An 18,466-nucleotide genomic window follows, 5' to 3' on the forward strand; every position below is an offset into this window, starting at 1 on the left:
TACCAAGATCCGCATCTCAGCATGTCATGCCGGAATCGGAAGCTCCCCTTCGGCCCTGCCTAGTCCCGCCGAGCGGTCCCCTCGATGTGCTCCCGCACCTGTTCCGGCGTCAGATAGGCGTCCGTGTACTCGAAGTCCTTCAGCCGGGCGGCCTTGCGGGTCTGGAACCCGGTCCGTACGAAGTCGTCGCCGGCGACCGCGTTGAGCAGCCAGTTCGTCATCACCCGCGTCTTGGCCACGTTGGTGCGCAGCGCCGACCAGTGGTAGCCGCGGGCGACGGCCTGGGCGGGCAGGCCGCGCAGTTCGATGCCCAGCGGCTTGGACACCGCGTCGGTGCCGCCGAGGTCGACGACGAGCCCGAGGTCCTTGTGGACGTACGGCTGCAATGTCTGTCCCCGCAGCGTCGCGATGACGTTGTCGGCGACGTGCTTGCCCTGCCGCAGGGCGTGCTGCGCGGTGGGCGGGCACATGGCGCCGTCGTCGCCCTTGGCCAGATCGGGTACGGCGGCCGAGTCGCCGAGCGCGAACACCCCGTCGTCGCCCGGCAGGTTCATCTCGGGGGCGACCGCGAGCCGTCCCTTGACCGTCTCGGCGCCGAGCGTGGCGATGAGCGGGCTGGCGACCACCCCGGCGGTCCAGATCAGGGTGCGCGTCGGGATCACCCGGCCGTCGGTGAAGGTGACCTCCTCGGGGCCCGCCTTCGCGATGGAGACGCCCAGCGAGATCTCGATGCCCCGCCGCCGCAGGATCTCCTGCGCGCTGCTGCCGAGCTTCTCGCCGAGCTCCGGCATCAGCTTCGGCGCGATGTCGATCAGATGCCACTTGATCAGCCCCGGGTCCAGCCGCGGGTAGCGCTTCACGGCGGCGTGCGTCAGGCGCTGCAGGCACGCCGCGGTCTCCGTGCCCGCGTAGCCGCCGCCGACCACCACGAACTGCAGCCGCGAGGCCCGCTCGTCCGGGTCCTGGCTCGCGTCGGCCAGATCCAGCTGCGAGATGACGTGGTCACGGACGTACGCCGCCTCGGCGAGGGTCTTCATCCCGAACGCGTGGTCCGTCAGACCAGGGATGTCGAAGGTGCGGGTGATGCTGCCGGGGGCCAGCACGATGTAGTCGTACGGCTCGTTGACGATCTGGTCGGTGATGGTGCGGATGACGCAGACCTTGGACTTCAGGTCGACGCCGATGGCCCCGCCCGGAATGATCCGCGTGCGGTACTTCTTGCTGCGGCGCAGGGAGACGGCGATCGACTGCGGCGTCAGCACGCCGGAGGCGACCTGGGGGAGCAACGGCAGGTAGAGCTGGTAGGCGAACGGCGTCACCAGCGTGACGTCGGCCTCGTCCGGGGAGAGTTTCCGTTCCAGACGGCGGACGCACTCCACGCCGGCGAAGCCTGCGCCAACCACCAGGATCCTGGGTCGTGTCACGGTGTTCATCCCTTTCTGCGGCTCCAGGCGGTCTGCCTCGAACGCCTTTCGACTGCCCATGGATCGCTGGTTCGCACCCCTTCGATCCCACCGTGTGTCCGGCCGGCACGCCAGCCGGACGCGGCAGGCAGACGAACGCGTCGATCACCACCATGCCCGCCCCGTGGCCGAAAAGCACCAGGCGGGAGTGAAGAACGCGTGCAAGGCACGGCCGTCCGGACCTGCCGTCAGGGCCTGCCGTCAGGACGTGGCGTCCCCTTGGAGATGACACAGCAACAGACACACGTCGTCGTCGCGCTCGGAATCACTCAGCAGCGGATGCAGGATCCGGTCCGCCGAGCCCTCCAGATCCGCGTCCAGCTCCGCGGAACGGAACCCGCCGAGCGCCGCGGCCAGCCGCCCGATACCCGGGTCTATGCCCTGCGCGCGCCGCTCGACCAGCCCGTCCGTGTACAGCGCGAGCGTCGAGCCGGGCTCCACCCGCTCCGTGTGGTCGGCGATCTCCTGGGTGAGCGGGATGCCGAGCATGGCGCCGGGTTTGGCGTCGAGCGTGCGCACGGTCCCGTCGGGCAGCCGCAGCACCGGTGGCGGATGCCCCGCGGCGGCCCAGGTCAGGGTGGGCTCGTCCGGGTGGAAGCGCGCGATGACGGCGGTGGCGTACAGATCGGGCTGCAGATGGTGCAGGAACCGGTGCAGCCGGGTCAGGAGCCGGCCCGGGCTGTCACCGTCGACGGCGTAGGCCCGCAGCGCGGTGCGCAGCTGGCTCATCATCACGGCCGCGTGCAGCCCGTGCCCGGTCACATCGCCGATGACGGTGATGAGACCGCCGTCCCGCTGGCGGAACGCGTCGTACCAGTCACCGCCGATGTTCATCCCGTGCGTGGCGGGCAGATACCGGGCGGCCAGGCTCAGGCCCGGCGTCGTCGGCAGATCCGTGAGCAGGGCGCGCTGCAGCGTCTCGGCGATGTCGCGGTTGTGCTCGAAGCGCCGGGCGTTGTCGATCGCGATGCTGGCCCGCCGGGTCAGCTCGATCAGCATCACCGCGTCGTCCGGGTCCCAGCGCGCACCGGGCGGCGACAGGGTCAGCACTCCCAGCGGCGCCCGCCGCGTCGGCAGCGGGATACACAGCAGCGGCCGCCCGGGATCCAGCGCTGACGGCGGCTGGTCCTCGACGCCGGGCAGGCCTCCCGGATGGTCGGCGGCGTACTGGGGCCGGCCGGTCCGGGCCGCGACCACGGCGGCGGCCGGACGCGGTGCCGACCCGTGCCGGTCGTCCTCGTGGTCGAACAGCCAGATGTCGACGCTGCGGGCGTACTCCGGCACCAGCAGGTCGGGCAGTCGGCGGACGATCTCCTCGTGGTTGAGCGAGGCCGTCAGCACAGCGCTCGCGTCCGCGAGGAAGGTCAGCCTGCGGCGGGCGCTCTCCGCCTCGTTGCGTGCGCTGCGCTCGGCGGCGAACGCCTCGCGCTGGGCCCGCCCGGCCGCGTCCAGCTCCGCGTGCAGCGCCAGGACGCCCTGGTTCGTCTGGTGCAGCTCCTCGCGGTGGAAGGAGACCAGGTCCTCCTGCTCGGTGAGCTTGTCCAGCACCACGGCCGTGTCCTCGTCGGCGCCGAGCAGTGCCTCCGCGAGGGCGGCAGGGTCGTCCGCGACGGTGCCGCTCTCCCCGGCCCGGGCCGCCTCGGGGCAGGGGACCGTGACCTCCCACGGTGGTTCCCCGGCCGCGGCGGACGCGTCCGGGGACGGTGTCACCACGGCGTGCAGCAGCCCCTCCTCGGCGGGGGAACCGGCCAGGTGCATGGTGAGCAGCCAGGTGCCGCCCTTGGTGAGGCACTGGCGCAGCTGGGCGCTGAGGGCGGCGGCCAGCCTGGTCCGTTCGACGGTGGACACCCCGTACGCGGCGGCCAGGCGCGCGAGAGCGATGCGGGCGCGTGCCGCATCGGTGACGGTGGTGATCTGCCAGGTGCGCATCATGGGAGTTCCGGCGGGGTCGGAGTCAGCACGGCCACGGCGGTGTCGTCCCGCACCGGCCGGGCGGGACTGCTGGCGTCACGTATCGTCACGGCGGCCGTCACGGCCGGGTCGGCCGGGGGCAGCCAGCCGTCGGCCGGCGGCGTCCAGCGGCTGGGCAGGCCGTCGGTGTGCAGGATCAGCAGCGGGTCGTCCGCCCAGTCGGCCTCCTCCTCGCGGAGGGTGCCGGGCCGGTGGACCCCGACGATGCCGGGCCGCGACAGCAGGTGTCGCCAGGTGCCGTCGGTGCGCAGCCGCGCCCCCACGTTCCCGATGCCGGCGAACCGCAGCCGCCCGGCCCGCAGGTCGAGCTGGGCCACGGCGACGGCCGCGCCCCGGGTGCTCTTCAGCGCGTCGTGCAGCCGCCGCAGCGCGTCGGCGGGGGAGAGGTGGGACCAGCGGTGCAGCGCCCCGACCGCGGCGGACGAGGCCCGAGCGGCCTCCGGACCGTGCCCCAGACCGTCCGCCAGCATCAGCGTCATCCGCTCCCCGACCCGCACCCACGCCCAGGCGTCGCCCGAGCACTCGGCACCGGCGTAGGGGATGTTCACGCCCCCGGCCCGCACACCGGCGACCGGCGCCGGGCTGGCGTCCGACCGGCCGGGCCGTGCTTCAGGCCCCGGGGCACCGGAGACCGGCCGGGACCAGGGTCCGTCCCCGGGTTCGTTCCCGACTTCGCCCTCCAGGACGCCGTCGCCCACAGCCGTGTGCCCCGTCGGGCCGCCGCATGCCATGGCTCCGGCCACTGGCCGGTCACCTCCCGGGACAGCTCCCGACATGCCGGACGGCCACGGCCCGCCGCCGGACCACCCCGGGACGGCGCCGCCCGGTGTGCCGGGCCCGGGCAGGCCGCCCCAGCCCCCCGAGGCCCCGTCGGCCCACACACGCACGGCCGGCCCGGCCGGTGTGCCGTCGCCGCGGGGCGTGACGCCCACACGGGCCACCGCGACCGTGCCGCGGCCCGGCGTGCTGTGCAGGCCGAAGTCGTCGGCGAGACGCAGACACGTGCCGAGGCCCGCGCCGAGCGAGCGCGTCGTGGAGAAACCGTCGCGCAGCGCCGCGGCCACGTCGGGGATGCCCGGGCCGTGGTCGATCGCGGCGATCTGCACGACCCGGGACTCCTCACGCCCCTCCCGCAGCACGGGGGGCGCCACGACGTCGATGAGCACCTGACCACCCTCGGCGTGCTTGAGCAGATTCGTGGCGAGCTCGGTCGCGACCAGCGCGGCGGCCGCGGTGCGCCGCTCGTCGAGACCGGCCATCGCGGCCGCGTCCTCCGCGGCGACTCGCGCGTCGCGCACCCGCGTCGAGTCGCGTACCGGGACGTCCCACACGCGCGGCATCAGGCCTCCTCGCGCGGACGCGGCGGCTGGGCGACCCAGCAGGTCACCCGCACGGTGGTGCCGTCGCCCGGCGTACTGTCGATGTGGAAGTCGTGCACCAGGCGCCGCGCGCCGCTCAGCCCCATCCCCAGCCCGCCGCCGGAGGTGTAGCCGTCGCTGAGCGCCCGGTCCAGATCGGCGATTCCCGGCCCCTCGTCGGTGAAGGCCAGCCGCAGGCCCTGCGCACCGGCGCTGCTGACCCGCGTCACCTGCATCTGCCCGCCTCCGCCGTGCACGAGGGTGTTGCGGGCCAGCTCACTGGCGGCGGTGACCAGCTTGGTCTGTGCCACCAGGCCGAAGCCGAGCCGGGCCGCGGCCTGCCGCACATGCTGTCGCACCCACACCAGGTCCATGTCCGACCGGATGGGCAGGCAGGCCTCCACGCCCGCGGCAGTGTGCATCACGGACTCTCCTGACGCGGGCCGCCGGGACGGGTCACCGGGGTCTGCCGCGCGAGGAGCTCCATGCCCGCCTCGGTGCTGAGCGCGGTGTGCAGCCCCGGCAGCGTCAGTCCCAGGTCCACCAGGGTGATGGCGACCGCCGGGCGCATGCCGGCCACCACGGTCCGCGCGGCCAGCAGCTTGGCCTGCGCGGCGATCTCGGCCAGCACCCGGCCGAGGAAGGAGTCGACGATCTCCACTCCGGAGATGTCGATGAGGACACCGCGCACCCCGGTGCGGGAGATCGTCTCCGCGAGGTCCTGCTGGAGCTGCTGCGCCGTGCTGTCGTGCAGGTCTCCCTGGAGCGTGACCAGGAGGACGTCGCCGAGCCGCAGGACCGGCACATGGCCCGGGACGGGACGGAGGTAGGCGTCGCTCACCGCTGTCCCGCACTCGCGTTCACGATGTCCGCGCCGAGCTGGTGCAGCGCGTACCCCAGCGCGTCGGCGAGGTTCGCACGGGTGATCACGTCCAGATCCAGACCGAGGTGGACGATGGTCTGCGCGATGGCGGGACGGATGCCGGAGACGATGCACTCGGCGCCCATCAGCCGCGCGGCGGCCACCGTCTTCATCAGGTGCTGCGCCACCAGCGAGTCGACGGTGGGCACGCCGGTGATGTCCAGGATCGCGAACCGGGCGTGCTGGTCGACGACGGCGTCCAGCAGCGTCTCCATGACCACCTGGCTGCGCGCGCTGTCGAGCGTCCCGATCAGCGGAACGGCCACGATGCCGTCCCACAGCCGGATGACGGGCGTGGCCACCTCCATCAGCTGCAGCCGCTGCCGGTCGCTGAGCGCCTCCCACTCGCTCAGCGCCGTCTGCATGGCCACCAGCCGCAGAGTGCCCATCAGCACGGTGAACGTCGTCGAACACGCCCGCAGGTGCTCCGGCGGGGTCTGCTCCAGGTCGGCGGCCAGCAGATTCTCCACGGGCGGCCGAAGGGCGGCCAGCTCGCTGGACACCTGGGTGTTGGACAGCCCGGCACGGGAACGGGCCGCGCCCATCCGTGCCAGCTGCTCGCGCACCCCGCTGAACCCCGCGGCGTCCGGGTCCTCCACCTGGTCCGAGTCGGCCACCTGGGCCAGCGCGTCCACGACGGTCTTGCCCGCCTCCACCGCCTCGTCGCGCGAGACGGTGAACACGGTGCGGAACAGGGGCTCGTCCGCCCAACGCTGGGCGATCTGTTCCCGCCGGCGGTGCAGGAAGTCCCTGACCTCCCGGGTGGGCGTGGCGAGCTGTCCGTCCGCTTCGTGCTCCGGCACCTGGTTCTCTCCTCATCCGCGTTGCGTCGACCGAGCCCGCTTCGGAAACGAGAACGGCGTGGTGACACTTGCCGGGCGACAACTCTAACCATGCCCCGACCTCGTACGACACCTGATCCGGCGCAAGCGATCCGCCGCACGGGCAGCGCGCAGCGAGGGCACCGGGCCGCCGGTCCGGCCGGCGGCCCGCCCGAGGGGGCACCCGGTCGTCAGGCGCCCGCTTCGCCCGCCTCCTCGGGGGTGTCCGGTACGTCGTCGGCACGGGCCAGGGCCTCGTCCACGCTCTCCGATATCGGAACCGTGATGCTGACGCCCGTCAGGTCGAGGATGCGTCGTACGGCGGACGTCGGGCTGATGACGTGCACACTGCCGGCGGTCTTACGGGTCTCCTGGTACACCCGGAGGATGATGTTCATCCCCGACGAGTCCATGAAGGGGACGGACGACAGGTCGAGCAGGAAGTGCCGTCGGCCGTGGTGGAGTTGGTTGGCCAGATGAGCCTGGAACTCGGTCGCGGTGTCGACGTCCAGGTAGCCGTCGACCGTGATCAGGGCCACGTCCTCCCGGGGCAGCTCGACTTCCACGGACAGCGGGTTCTGGGCGAGGGGCACGGATACCTCCAACAAGTGCTACGGCCTGGTCTGGTCACCTCTCAGGGGTGACCGCGGTACGGGGCGACGCCGGTCGGGGGACGGGCTCGGATGCCGTGTCTCATGTGCCTCCCTTCGCCACCGGGCTCCGTATTTCACCGCGCCCCCGCGATTACCCCGGAAACGGCCCTCCATTCACTCTGCCCCGAACCTCTGCGAGACCTGCCGCTCCGCGTCGTACGGTGGCAGGGATGTGCGCCGAATGCGCTTGCGGCAGGAGGGTAATTGCTGCTGTGGAGCCGGGTGGGCGGGACCGTCCGCCGGGGATCCGCTATCCGCACACCGCGAGGGAGGATGGAGCAGCGTGGCCATCGACAGAATCTGGTCGTACGCGCCGGACAGCGGTCACGTCGAGGGGCAGGACCTGACCGGGTTCACCGTCGCCGCGACCGACGGCACGATCGGGCACGTGGACCGCGAGGCCGCCCCGCACGGCATGCGGCACCTGGTCGTCGACACCGGAGTCTGGGTGTTCGGCCGCAGCGTGCTGGTGCCGGCCGGAGTCGTCATCGGCGTCGACCCCCAGGCCCGGAAGATCACACTGGCCTGCACCAGGGGAGACGCGAAGGCGGCCCCCCGCTTCCAGACGGACAGCGAGACCAGGGACCGGGAGTACCTGACGGCCGTGGGCGACTACTACGACCGGCTGCCGCCACGCGAGACGACTTCGGTCTGAGCCGGTCCGGGCCGGTCACGGGCGTCCCGCGCCCGTGACTCTCCCGGCTCCTCGGGGGCTCACCAGGGCAGGAACACGTGCACGTCCTTGCCGCGCTCGTCGGCCACCACGCTGACCTGGTCGCACAAGGTGTGGATCAGATGCCAGCCGATGCCGCCGCCACCGCTGCGCGGATCGAAGGGCCGCGGAGCGGGCTCCGTGCTGCTGGTGTCGTGCATCACCACGTGCACCCCGTCGAAGGTCCGGCGCATCCGCAGCGCGAACGGACCCGGGGCGTACTGGACCGCGTTGGCGGCCAGTTCCGTCACCACCAACAGGATGTCGTCCCAGTACTCGGGGGCAGAGGGCGGTGAGGACCGTGCCAGGTCACGCAGGAACCCCTCCGCGGCCAGCCGCGCACCGGTCACGTCGTGCGGCTCGCCCACGAAGCTGTTCGTGCGGCTCGGGATGTCCTCGGAGGTCAGTGCGTCGTCCCCACGCGGCTCGGTTGACATATCGCCTTTCCGGCCCGGTCGTCAGCAAGGGCTGTCGTCAGGGCTGTCGTCCTTTCTCTTGTGTCGCCACTGTCGTGTTCCCGTGCGAGCGCGGAGTACGCGTCCGGTCCGTGTTCAGCGGAACACGTTGTCCGAGTCGTCCCAGTGCGACGGATCCTCCGGGGTGCCCGTCCGCCCGGGACGCCTGCGCGACTCGTACATCGCGTCGATCTCGGCCGCGTAGTGCCGCACGATCTCGTCCCGGCGCAGCTTCATCGACGGCGTCAGCAGCCCGTTGGTCACGTCGAACGGCTCCGTCAGGACCCGGAAGACCCGGATCGACTCCGACCGCGACACGGCACTGTTGGCCGCGGCCACGGCCCGCGCGACCTCCTCCCGCAGCGCGTTCTCCTCCCGCGCCTCCCGCATCTCGCCCTGCAGCGCCAGCGCCGCCCGCCAGTGCGCAAGGAACTCCGGATCCAGCGTGATCAGCGCGCCGACACAGGGCCGGTTGTCGCCCACCACCACCGCCTGGTGAATGAGCGGGTGCACCCGCAGCCGCTGTTCCAGGGCCGCCGGGGCGACGCTCTTGCCGCTGCTCGTGATGATGATGTCCTTCTTGCGGCCGGTGATCGTCAAATAGCCCTCCGAGTCCAGTCGCCCGAGGTCACCGGTTGCCAGCCAGCCGCCGCGCAGCGCGGCCCGGGTGCCGGCGTCGTCACCCACGTACCCCTGGAACACCGACGGGCCGCGCACCAGGATCTCCCCGTCGTCGGCGACCTGGATCTCCGTGCCCGGCAGCGCCTGCCCCACGGTCCCCGACTTCTCCCGGCCCAGCGGCTGCATCGTCACCCCGCCGCTGGTCTCCGTCAGGCCGTAGCCGTCGTTCACGTAGATGCCGACGCCCTCGTAGAAGAGGGACAGGTCGCGGCTGAGGGGAGAACCGCCGGATGTCGCCCGCCGCACCCGGCCGCCCAGCGCGGCCCGCAGCCTGCGGTACACTGTGCGGTCGTAGAGGGCGTGCTGGAGCCGCAGATCTAAACCGGGTCCGCGGCCCCGGCCCAGCCGCTGGCGTTCGAGGGCCGCGGCGAAGTCCCGAGCCGTCTCGGCGGCCCGCTCGAACAGCCCGCCGTGGCCCTCCTGCTGCGCCGTGCGCAGGAAGTTCTTGTAGATCTTCTCGAAGACCGACGGAACCGCGTAGAAGTACGTGGGACGAAAGGAGCGCAGCGCCGAGAACAGCGCCTCCCCGCCGAGGTCGGCCTGGTGTCCCATCAACAGACCGCCGCGCACGCACAGGCCCTGGATCATGAGCCCGTACACATGGGAGAAGGGCAGGAACGCCAGCACGGAGCCCTGCTCCCCGCGCCGCGCAGCCGTCTCGCCCCATCCGGCGAGCAGCGTGTCGCAGGGCCCGGCCAGGTTGCGATGGCTGAGGGCGCAGCCCAGGGCATGGCCGGTCGTGCCGGAGGTGTAGGCGATGACGGCCGTGGAGTCCGGCAGCACGATGCGGCGCATCGAGTCGACCGTGGCGATCGGCACGGACTCCCCGCGCACCGACAGCTCCTCCAGCGCCCCCGCGTCCAGCTGCCAGACGTGGCTCAGCAGCGGCAGCGCCGCGCACACCGAGCCGACGGTCATGACGCCCAGCTCGTCCTCCACCACCACGGCCACACAGCCGGAGTCCCGCAGGATCCACTCCACCTGGTCGCGCGACGACGACGGGTAGACCGGGACGACCTCGGCGCCCACGGCCCACAGCGCGTAGCACAGGACCGTCCACTCGTACCGGGTGCGCGCCATGATCGCCACACGGTGACCCGGTGCGATCCCGGACGCGATCAAACCCTTGGCCACGTCCACCACTTCGTCGCGCAGCTCGATCGCCGTCACCTCCTCCCAGGCGGCGGAGGCGGGGTCGGTGCGGCGGGCGAGCATCGACCGGGTGGGTTCGCGGTCCGCCGTCTCGAAGACGCTGTCGGCGAGCCCGCCGGTCAGGGGCGAAAGGGCCGGTGGAGCTAGGGCCGTGTCGCGCATGCATGCTCCTGACGTGTACGGGGTGTGACATTGCCGACGGGTACCGTCATCGGCGGTGCTCGAATGTAGTCGAGTCAGGACCCTTCGGGGTCGGGAAATACGGAAGTGGCACCGCTGATGATCTCGGCGTGATCGGGGGACCCGGGAGGCATGAGTCACATCAGTCCCGATCCCGAACCCGAACGCACCCCCGGCCTGGAACCCGGCGGCGGCGTACCGCCCGGCGAGACCCCGCCCGCGGAGAGCAGCCTGCCCGAGGCCGGCCCCCGGGAGACGCACAACCCTCCCAAGGGCTGGGCCAGGACACCTCTGACCCTGATCATCGTCCTCGTGGTGCTGATCGCGGCGTTCTTCCTGGCCTACGCCATCGTCCTGATGGTCTGAACACCTGTCGCCCCGAGCCCGTACACCCATACAACAAGAGAGGCGGGACGCCTCACGCCTGGGTGTGGCGCACGCACTCCGTGACGACGTCCCGCAGGCTGCCCGTGCGCTCCATGAGCTCGCGCTGCACCTGTGCGCCGTTGCCCTCCCGCCGCAGTTCCTCGCACGCGGTCCGGGCCCGCTCGAAATCACCTGCGTCCGCGAGTGCCTCACCGACATGGTCCAGCAGGGCACGGACGACTGCCTCGGCGGGCAGGCGCCGCATGGTCTCGGGGTGCAGCAGCTCGCCCGTCAGACCGGACCGGGCGGCCTGCCAGTGGGCCAGCCGCAGCAGGCTGACGCTGTGGTCGAGGGGCTCCCGGCCCGCCCGCCACTCGCGAGCGGCGGTCTCGACGAGCCCGCGGACCAGGGTGGCGACCAGCGCGGCCGTGCGGGAGTGCAGACAGACGTCCGAGACCCGCACCTCCACCGTCGGATACTGCCGGGACAGCCGTGCGTCGAAGTAGATCATCCCGTCGTCGAGGATGACCCCGGTGGCCACCATCTCCGCGACCAGCCGGTGGTACCGCTCGGCCGAGCCGAAGATCTCGGTCGGACCGGCCGACGGCCAGCGCTGCCACACCCGGCTGCGATAGCTGCTGTACCCCGAGTCATGGCCCTGCCAGAAGGGCGAGTTCGCGCTGAGCGACGTCAGGACCTGAAGCCACGGCCGCACCCGGTCGATGACCGCCACGCCCTCCTCGTCGGACTCGACCGACACGTGCACATGGCAGCCCATGACGAGCTGCTCCCGGGTGGCGATGCCGTACCGCTCCGCCATCCACTGGTACCGCTGGTTGAAGCTGATGGCAGGGCTCACCGGCAGCGGGGAGGTGGCGAGCGCCGCGACGGTGCAGCCGATCTCCCCGGCATGCCGGGCGGCCTCCTTGCGGCAGCGCGCGATCTCCGCGCGCAGGCTCTCCATGGACGACTGCGGATGGGTGGCGAACTCCAGCATCTGCTCGTGGAGTTCCTTCTCGAAAACGTCCTGATCCGCGTCGTCCCGCTCCGCGTGGGCGAGCACCGCCGCGGACAGCGCCCGCGGCTCGCCGGTCTCCGGATCGACGAGGAGGAGCTCCTCCTCCACTCCGACGGTGCGCACCTGATGCCCGCCCTTCTGCGACCCTGCCGCGTCGTACCACCGGCTTCTCCCGGTGGTACGACCCCCAGTGCCCCTCACAGGCGGGTCGGACACCTGGTGCGCCCGCGCGACTTCACGGAGCGAACGGCCTCAGCCACACGGTGGCCAGCGGCGGCAGCGTGATCCGGACCAGACCGTCCTTCGGTTTGGCCGGATCCGGGTTGGTGACGCCGCTGCCGCCGTAGCGCGTGTCGTCGGTGTTGAGGGTCTCCTGCCAGGCGACGACGTCGTCCGGGACCCAGAGGCCGTAGTCGTGCCGGACGACGGGGGAGAAGTTCGACACCGCGAGCAGCGGACTGCCCTCGGCGTCGTAGCGGAGGAACGCGAAGACGTTGTCGTCGGCGGAGTCCACCGCCACCCACCGGAAACCCTCGGGACGGGTGTCGCACTGCCAGAGCGCAGGCGTCGCCCGGTACGCCGTGTTCAGGTCGCGGACCAGATCGCGCACGCCCCGGTGGTCACCGGCCGAGTGGTAGCCGTCGTCGAGCAGCCACCATTCCGGCCCGTGCTCCACCGACCACTCGGCTCCCTGCGCGAACTCCTGCCCCATGAACAGCAGCTGCTTGCCGGGGTGGCCCCACATGAAACCGAGGTAGGCGCGGGTCGTGGCGCGCCGCTGCCACCAGTCGCCCGGAGCCTTCGACACCAGTGCCTGCTTGCCGTGCACGACCTCGTCGTGGGAGATCGGCAGGACGTAGTTCTCGCTGTAGGCGTACACCATCGAGAAGGTCATCTCGTGGTGGTGGTACTTGCGGTGCACCGGCTCATGGCTCAGATACTCCAGCGAGTCGTGCATCCAGCCCATGTTCCACTTCAGCCCGAACCCGAGCCCGCCGGTGTCGGTGGGACGGGTCACGCCGCCCCAGGCGGTGGACTCCTCCGCGATGGTGACCACGCCGGGAGCACGCCGGTACACGGTCGCGTTCATCTCCTGGAGGAACGCCATGGCCGCCAGGTCCTCCCGGCCGCCGTAGGCGTTGGGCTCCCACTGGCCGTCCTCGCGCGAGTAGTCCAGATAGAGCATCGAGGCGACCGCGTCCACCCGCAGCCCGTCGATGTGGAACTCCTCGCACCAGTACACCGCGTTCGCCACGAGGAAGTTGCGCACCTCGGTGCGGCCGAAGTCGAACTCGTACGTGCCCCAGTCCGGGTGCTCGGCACGCCGCCCGTCCCCGGGCTCGTACAGCGGGTCCCCGTCGAACCGGGCCAGCGCCCAGTCGTCCTTCGGGAAGTGCGCCGGCACCCAGTCCATGATCACGCCGATGCCGGCCCGGTGGCAGGAGTCGACGAAGAACCGGAAGTCGTCCGGGGAGCCCAGCCGGGCCGTCGGCGCGTAGAAGCCGGTGACCTGATAGCCCCACGAGCCGTGGAAGGGGTGCTCGGCGACCGGCATCAGCTCGACGTGCGTGAAGCCGAGGTCCTTGACGTACGCGGGCAGCTCCTCGGCGAGCTGCCGGTAGGTCAGCCCCGGGCGCCAGGACGGCAGATGCACCTCGTACACCGACATCGGCGCCTCGTGCACCGGCGTGGCGGCGCGGTGGGCCATCCACTCGGCATCGGCCCACTCATGGTGCGAGGCCGTCACGATCGACGCCGTGTTGGGCGGTTCCTCGGCACGGCGGGCCATCGGGTCCGCCTTGAGGAAGCGGTGCCCGTACCGGGAGTGGATCTCGAACTTGTACGCGGTGCCCTCGCCGACGCCGGGCAGGAACAGCTCCCACACCCCGGACGCGCCCAGCGACCGCATCGGGAACTGCGTCCCGTCCCAGTGGGTGAAGTCCGTGGCGACCCGCACGCCCTGCGCGTTCGGCGCCCACACCGTGAACCGGGTGCCGGTCACGCCCTCGTGGGTCATGGGCTCGGCGCCGAGCGCCTGCCACAGCTGCTCGTGCCGGCCCTCGCGGATCAGGTGCAGGTCGAGCTCGCCGAGCGCGGGCAGGAAACGGTACGGGTCGTGCGTCTCCTGCTCGCCGCCGTCGTACGCCACGTGCAGCGTGTACGCGGGGATGGTCTCCAGCGGCAGCACGCCCGAGAAGAGGCCGCCGCCCTCCGAGACGAGGGCCGTAGGCCTGCCGTCGATCACGACGCTCACGGAGCGGGCGAAGGGACGCAGAGCCCGGAACACGATCCCGCCGGGGACCGGGTGGGCGCCGAGCAGCGCGTGCGGATCGTGGTGGGCGCCCGCCAGCAGACGCCCGCGGTCCTCCGGGCTCAGGGCGGGCGCGGTCGCGCTCGGGACCGGGCCTGACGGCTCCGGGATTGAGGTGTCTCGCAGGGCCACGGCTCAGTCTCCTCTCACAGCGAGGCGCTCGATCGCCGCCATCGGTACAGGCAGCCAGTCGGGGCGGTGCCGTGCCTCGTACAGCACCTCGTACACGGCCCGGTCCGTCTCATAGGCCCGGAGCAGTCCGTGTTTCTTTCGCGGGTCCCAGCCGGCCCGGGCGGCATAGCCCGCGCAGTAGGCCTCGCGGCAGCGGCGCGCCCACTCCGGGCGCCAGGGGCGGCGCTGCCGGGCGGCGTAGTCGAAGGAGCGCAGCATCCCGGCGATGTCCCGCACGGGGGAGTGGGCGCTGCGCCGTTCGGAGAGCGGCCGGGACGGCTCGCCCTCGAAGTCGATGACGAACCACTCCCGCCCGGCCCGCAGCACCTGGCCCAGGTGCAGGTCGCCGTGGATGCGCTGGGCGGGCGGCCCGGCATCGCAGGTGGTGAGTGCGGCGAACGCGGTCCGCAGGCCCGGCACGAACGGCCGGAGCGCGGGCACGCAGTGCGCGGCGGCGTCCAGCCGCTCGGTCATCGCCGTCGCCGTACGCCCGTTCTCCCCGGGCGCGCCGACCGGGAAGGCCGAGGCCAGCGCGAGGTGCACATCCGCCGTGGCCGCGCCGAGCGCCCGGGCCTGGACCGTGAAGTCGTCCCCGGCGGCCAGGGCGTGCAGCGCCAGCGTCCAGCCGTCGGACGCCTCCCGCAGATACGGCTGGAGCACACCGAGCGTGGCCTTGAAGGGATGATTCATCTGGAACCAGGCCACGGGCGCGGGGACACGGTGGCAGCCCTGGCGGGCCAGCGCCCCGGGCACCTCCAGATCCGGGTTCACGCCCGGCTGGATGCGCCGGAAGATCTTCAGGATGTACTCGTCGCCGTACACAAGAGAGGAGTTGGACTGCTCGGCGTCGAGCAGCCGCGGCACGAGCCCGGCGGGCACCTGCTGGTCCGGGTCGCAGTCGAAGCGCAGCGGGCCGGCGGTGCCGGGCTGCCGCAGCCGGTCAAGGAGCAGCTGGGCCGAACGGGGATCGTGCAGCGCGTCGTAGACCGTCAGACCGGCCAGCGGCCCGTCCTGCACCTGCCCGATGAGCGCCCGGCCGAGGCGCGGTGACGGGTGTTCCCGTACGCCCAGCAGGAGCTGGTAGCAGTCGCCGGCTGGGGGAGCACCGCCCGGCGACGGCACTCCCGTGTGCCCGGCGTGCCCGGCGTGCACCAGCAGGTGCAGACAGCCCGGGAACAGCTCGGTCATCGACAGCAGGCCGAGCTCGGTGACGGGCCGGTCCTTGCCCGCGAACCAGCGCTGTCGGGGCAGCCAGTCGCGCAGCAGAGCGCCGAGCGACTCCATGGGCTCGGCCGGGCGTGTGAGGCTCGGGCGCAGGGATGCGGTCTTCGGCATGGTCACGCCTCCTTGTCCCGGCGCGTGCTCACAGCCGCCGGCCGATGCGGGATGCGACTCGGGTGAGCCGGAACCAGTAGAAGCCGTGACCCCCGAGGGTCAGCAGATACGGCAGCTCGCCGATGGCCGGGAAGCGGACTCCGCCGAACAGCTCCACCGGATGGCGTCCGGCGAACTCGCGCAGATCGAGTTCGGTGGGCTGGGCGAATCGCGCGAAGTTGTTCACGCACAGCACCAGGTCGTCCTCGTACTCCCTGAGGAACGCAAGCACCGCGGGGTTGGAGGAGGGCAGTTCGGTGTACGTGCCGAGTCCGAAGGCGGGGTTCTGCTTGCGGATCTCGATCATGCGATGGGTCCAGTGCAGCAGCGACGACGGCGAGGACATGGAGGCCTCGACATTGGTCACCTGGTGGCCGTAGACCGGGTCCATGATCGCCGGCAGGAAGAGGCGCCCCGGGTCGCAGGTGGAGAACCCGGCGTTGCGGTCCGGGGTCCACTGCATGGGGGTCCGGACGGCGTCCCGGTCGCCGAGCCAGATGTTGTCGCCCATGCCGATCTCGTCGCCGTAGTAGAGGATCGGCGAGCCGGGGAGGGCCAGCAGCAGAGCGGTGAACAGCTCGATGGTGTGCCGGTCGTTGTCCAGCAGGGGAGCGAGGCGCCTGCGGATGCCGATGTTGGCGCGCATGCGGGGGTCCTTGGCGTACTCGGCCCACATGTAGTCGCGCTCTTCGTCGGTCACCATCTCGAGGGTCAGCTCGTCGTGGTTGCGCAGGAACATCCCCCACTGGCAGTTCGAGGGGATGGCCGGGGTCTTGGCCAGGATCTCCGAGACCGGGTAGCGGGATTCCCGCCGTACGGCCATGAAGATGCGCGGCATGACCGGGAAGTGGAAGGCCATGTGGCACTCGTCGCCGCCGCTGGGGTAGTCGCCGAAGTAGTCGACGACGTCCTCGGGCCACTGGTTGGCCTCCGCGAGCAGCACCGTGTCCGGGTACTGCGCGTCGATCTCCTTGCGGACGCGCTTGAGGAACGTGTGGGTGGCGGGCAGGTTCTCGCAGTTGGTGCCCTCGGCCGCGTACAGATACGGCACGGCGTCCAGCCGGAAGCCGTCGATGCCCAGGTCCAGCCAGAACTTCAACGCGGCCAGGATCTCCTCCTGGACGCGCGGGTTCTCGTAGTTGAGGTCCGGCTGGTGGGAGAAGAAGCGGTGGAAGAAGTACTGGCCCCGCACCGGGTCGTACGTCCAGTTCGACGTCTCCGTGTCGACGAAGATGATCCGGGCGTCCGGATAGCCCTTGTCGTCGTCGGCCCACACGTAGTAGTCGCCGTAGGGCCCGTCGGGGTCCTTGCGCGACTCCTGGAACCACGCGTGCTCGTCGCTGGTGTGGTTCATGACGAAGTCGATGATCACGCGCATGCCGCGCTGGTGGGCCGCGTCGACGAATTCCACGAAGTCGGCGAGGTCGCCGAACTCGGGGAGCACGGCCGTGTAGTCGGAGACGTCGTAGCCGCCGTCGCGCAGGGGCGACTTGAAGAACGGCGGCAGCCACAGGCAGTCGACACCGAGCCACTGGAGGTAGTCCAGCTTGGCGGTCAGGCCCTTCAGGTCACCGACACCGTCGCCGTTGCTGTCCTGGAACGAGCGGACGAGCACCTCGTAGAAGACTGCGCGCTTGAACCACTCCGGGTCGCGGTCCCTGACGGGAGTGTCCTCGAAGGTGTCCAGCACGGGCTCGTTCACGGTCATGACGTTCCTGCCCCTCCGATCGCTTGCGCGGCGGGCGGTGACAGGACGTGGAAGACGTGCGCGGGAGCCCGCCCCGGCTCGAGACGCACGTAGTTGTTCCTGCCCCAGTGGTAGGTCTCGCCGGTGAGCTCGTCCCGCACCGGCACCGACTCGTGCCAGTCCAGGCCGAGTTGCGGCATGTCCAACGAGACCGTCGCCTCCTGGGCGTGGTGGGGGTCGAGGTTGGCGACCACCAGGACTACGTCGTTACCCGTGCGCTTGCTGTACGCGATGAGGGCGTCGTTGTCGGTGTGGTGGAAGCGGAGATTCCTGAGCCGGTGCAGTGCGGGGTGTGCTCGCCGGATGGTGTTGAGCCTGGTCAGCAGCGGGGCGATGGTGCGCCCCTCGCGTGTGGCGGTCTTCCAGTCGCGGCGGGTGAGCTGGTACTTCTCCGAGTTCAGGTACTCCTCGCTGCCCTCTCTGAGCGGGGTGTTCTCGCACAGTTCGTAGCCGGAGTAGATGCCCCAGGTCGGCGAGAGGGTCGCGGCGAGTACGGCCCGGACCTCGAAGGCGGGCCGGCCGCCCTGCTGGAGGTAGGCGTGCAGGATGTCGGGGGTGTTGGCGAAGAAGTTCGGCCGCATGTAGGACGCGGCCTCCCCCGAAAGTTCGGTGAGGTAGTCCGTCAGCTCCTGCTTGGTGTTGCGCCAGGTGAAGTAGGTGTAGGACTGCTGGAAGCCGATCTGGGCCAGGGTGGCCATCATCGCCGGGCGGGTGAACGCCTCGGCCAGGAAGATCACGTCCGGGTCGGTGCGGTTGATCTCCGCGATCACCCGCTCCCAGAACACCACCGGCTTGGTGTGCGGGTTGTCCACGCGGAAGATCCGCACCCCGGCGTCCATCCAGTGCCGCAGCACCCGCACGGTCTCGGCGATCAGACCGTCCATGTCGGCGTCGAAGGCGATGGGGTAGATGTCCTGGTACTTCTTCGGCGGGTTCTCGGCGTAGGCGATGGTGCCGTCGGGGCGGTGGTGGAACCACTCGGGATGCTTCTGCACCCAGGGATGGTCCGGGGAGCACTGCAGCGCGAAGTCCAGGGCCACCTCCATGCCCAGCTCGCGGGCCTGCTCCACGAACCAGGTGAAGTCCTCCAGGGTGCCCAGGGCGGGGTGGA

General features: G+C 71.3%; 15 protein-coding genes and 1 pseudogene. 2 read left to right on the forward strand and 14 right to left on the reverse strand.

Going from position 1 to position 18,466, the window contains the following annotated elements:
- Positions 1-59 precede the first annotated feature (59 nt).
- The 7 genes from ACWIF2_RS10850 to ACWIF2_RS10880 all read right to left on the reverse strand — a co-directional run bounded on the left by ACWIF2_RS10850 (position 60) and on the right by ACWIF2_RS10880 (position 7,128).
- Positions 60-1,433 carry an NAD(P)/FAD-dependent oxidoreductase gene (locus tag ACWIF2_RS10850; RefSeq protein ID WP_454359811.1) on the reverse strand — a complete coding sequence of 458 codons (1,374 nt, stop codon included), beginning with the start codon at positions 1,431-1,433 and terminating at the stop codon, positions 60-62.
- A 231-nt stretch (positions 1,434-1,664) separates the two neighbouring features.
- The gene (locus tag ACWIF2_RS10855) at positions 1,665-3,395 is read right to left on the reverse strand and encodes a PP2C family protein-serine/threonine phosphatase (RefSeq protein WP_454359812.1); all 1,731 of its coding nucleotides are present in this window, start codon (positions 3,393-3,395) and stop codon (positions 1,665-1,667) included.
- Complete coding sequence (locus ACWIF2_RS10860) at positions 3,392-4,774, reverse strand: SpoIIE family protein phosphatase (protein ID WP_454359813.1); 1,383 nt, start codon at positions 4,772-4,774, stop codon at positions 3,392-3,394. Before ACWIF2_RS10860 ends, ACWIF2_RS10855 begins: the two co-directional genes overlap by 4 nt.
- Entirely contained in the window at positions 4,774-5,214 is a 441-nt protein-coding gene (locus ACWIF2_RS10865; protein WP_454359829.1) for an anti-sigma regulatory factor, read from the reverse strand. The genes ACWIF2_RS10860 and ACWIF2_RS10865 overlap by 1 nt, the downstream gene beginning before the upstream one ends.
- Positions 5,214-5,633, reverse strand: coding sequence for an STAS domain-containing protein (locus tag ACWIF2_RS10870; protein ID WP_454359814.1), 420 nt, complete (start codon positions 5,631-5,633; stop codon positions 5,214-5,216). The genes ACWIF2_RS10865 and ACWIF2_RS10870 overlap by 1 nt, the downstream gene beginning before the upstream one ends.
- Positions 5,630-6,517: an STAS domain-containing protein gene (locus ACWIF2_RS10875; protein WP_454359815.1), complete on the reverse strand. Its 888-nt coding sequence runs from the start codon at positions 6,515-6,517 to the stop codon at positions 5,630-5,632. The genes ACWIF2_RS10870 and ACWIF2_RS10875 overlap by 4 nt, the downstream gene beginning before the upstream one ends.
- Positions 6,518-6,726: 209 nt before the next feature.
- Complete coding sequence (locus ACWIF2_RS10880; RefSeq protein ID WP_454359816.1) at positions 6,727-7,128, reverse strand: STAS domain-containing protein; 402 nt, start codon at positions 7,126-7,128, stop codon at positions 6,727-6,729.
- Positions 7,129-7,471: 343 nt separating this feature from the next.
- Here ACWIF2_RS10880 and ACWIF2_RS10885 point away from each other — a divergent pair, with 343 nt between their 5' ends.
- Positions 7,472-7,843 carry a PRC-barrel domain containing protein gene (locus tag ACWIF2_RS10885; RefSeq protein ID WP_454359817.1) on the forward strand — a complete coding sequence of 124 codons (372 nt, stop codon included), beginning with the start codon at positions 7,472-7,474 and terminating at the stop codon, positions 7,841-7,843.
- A gap of 59 nt (positions 7,844-7,902) precedes the next feature.
- Here the strand turns inward: ACWIF2_RS10885 and ACWIF2_RS10890 are convergent, their stop codons facing one another.
- A complete protein-coding gene (locus ACWIF2_RS10890) occupies positions 7,903-8,337 on the reverse strand; it encodes an ATP-binding protein (protein ID WP_382488573.1) in 435 nt (144 codons plus the stop codon).
- 114 nt (positions 8,338-8,451) lie between these two features.
- On the reverse strand, positions 8,452-10,350 hold the full coding sequence (locus ACWIF2_RS10895; RefSeq protein WP_454359818.1) for an AMP-dependent synthetase/ligase: 1,899 nt from the start codon (positions 10,348-10,350) through the stop codon (positions 8,452-8,454).
- 150 nt (positions 10,351-10,500) lie between these two features.
- Between ACWIF2_RS10895 and ACWIF2_RS10900 the strand changes: the two genes are divergently transcribed.
- Entirely contained in the window at positions 10,501-10,734 is a 234-nt protein-coding gene (locus ACWIF2_RS10900; RefSeq protein ID WP_454359819.1) for a DUF6480 family protein, read from the forward strand.
- Positions 10,735-10,786: 52 nt separating this feature from the next.
- On the opposite strand, the gene ACWIF2_RS10905 is transcribed toward ACWIF2_RS10900, so the two are convergent.
- The 5 genes and pseudogenes from ACWIF2_RS10905 to ACWIF2_RS10925 form a co-directional block, all read right to left on the reverse strand.
- Positions 10,787-11,875 (reverse strand): glutamate--cysteine ligase 2, encoded by a 1,089-nt coding sequence (locus tag ACWIF2_RS10905; protein ID WP_454359820.1) that lies wholly within the window; start codon positions 11,873-11,875, stop codon positions 10,787-10,789.
- Between the two features lie 112 nt (positions 11,876-11,987).
- On the reverse strand, positions 11,988-14,195 hold the full coding sequence (gene glgB, locus ACWIF2_RS10910) for a 1,4-alpha-glucan branching enzyme (RefSeq protein WP_454359821.1): 2,208 nt from the start codon (positions 14,193-14,195) through the stop codon (positions 11,988-11,990).
- Between the two features lie 3 nt (positions 14,196-14,198).
- Positions 14,199-15,569 (reverse strand): maltokinase N-terminal cap-like domain-containing protein, encoded by a 1,371-nt coding sequence (locus ACWIF2_RS10915; protein WP_454359822.1) that lies wholly within the window; start codon positions 15,567-15,569, stop codon positions 14,199-14,201.
- Positions 15,570-15,597: 28 nt separating this feature from the next.
- Positions 15,598-17,316 (reverse strand): maltose alpha-D-glucosyltransferase, encoded by a 1,719-nt coding sequence (gene treS / locus ACWIF2_RS10920; protein WP_454359823.1) that lies wholly within the window; start codon positions 17,314-17,316, stop codon positions 15,598-15,600.
- A pseudogene (locus ACWIF2_RS10925) lies at positions 17,313-18,466 on the reverse strand (alpha-1,4-glucan--maltose-1-phosphate maltosyltransferase); the annotation flags it as partial. The gene treS and the pseudogene ACWIF2_RS10925, both read right to left, overlap by 4 nt.

Source organism: Streptomyces sp. NPDC055506 (genome assembly GCF_053643595.1).

Bases quoted from the DNA above. Each gene is read 5' to 3' on its own strand.
- ACWIF2_RS10850 (WP_454359811.1), bottom strand. From the start codon at position 1,433: ATGAACACCGTGACACGACCCAGGATCCTGGTGGTTGGCGCAGGCTTC.
- ACWIF2_RS10855 (WP_454359812.1), bottom strand. From the start codon at position 3,395: ATGATGCGCACCTGGCAGATCACCACCGTCACCGATGCGGCACGCGCC.
- ACWIF2_RS10860 (WP_454359813.1), bottom strand. From the start codon at position 4,774: ATGCCGCGCGTGTGGGACGTCCCGGTACGCGACTCGACGCGGGTGCGC.
- ACWIF2_RS10865 (WP_454359829.1), bottom strand. From the start codon at position 5,214: ATGCACACTGCCGCGGGCGTGGAGGCCTGCCTGCCCATCCGGTCGGAC.
- ACWIF2_RS10890 (WP_382488573.1), bottom strand. From the start codon at position 8,337: ATGTCAACCGAGCCGCGTGGGGACGACGCACTGACCTCCGAGGACATC.
- ACWIF2_RS10895 (WP_454359818.1), bottom strand. From the start codon at position 10,350: ATGCGCGACACGGCCCTAGCTCCACCGGCCCTTTCGCCCCTGACCGGC.
- ACWIF2_RS10900 (WP_454359819.1), top strand. From the start codon at position 10,501: ATGAGTCACATCAGTCCCGATCCCGAACCCGAACGCACCCCCGGCCTG.
- ACWIF2_RS10915 (WP_454359822.1), bottom strand. From the start codon at position 15,569: ATGCCGAAGACCGCATCCCTGCGCCCGAGCCTCACACGCCCGGCCGAG.
- treS (WP_454359823.1), bottom strand. From the start codon at position 17,316: ATGACCGTGAACGAGCCCGTGCTGGACACCTTCGAGGACACTCCCGTC.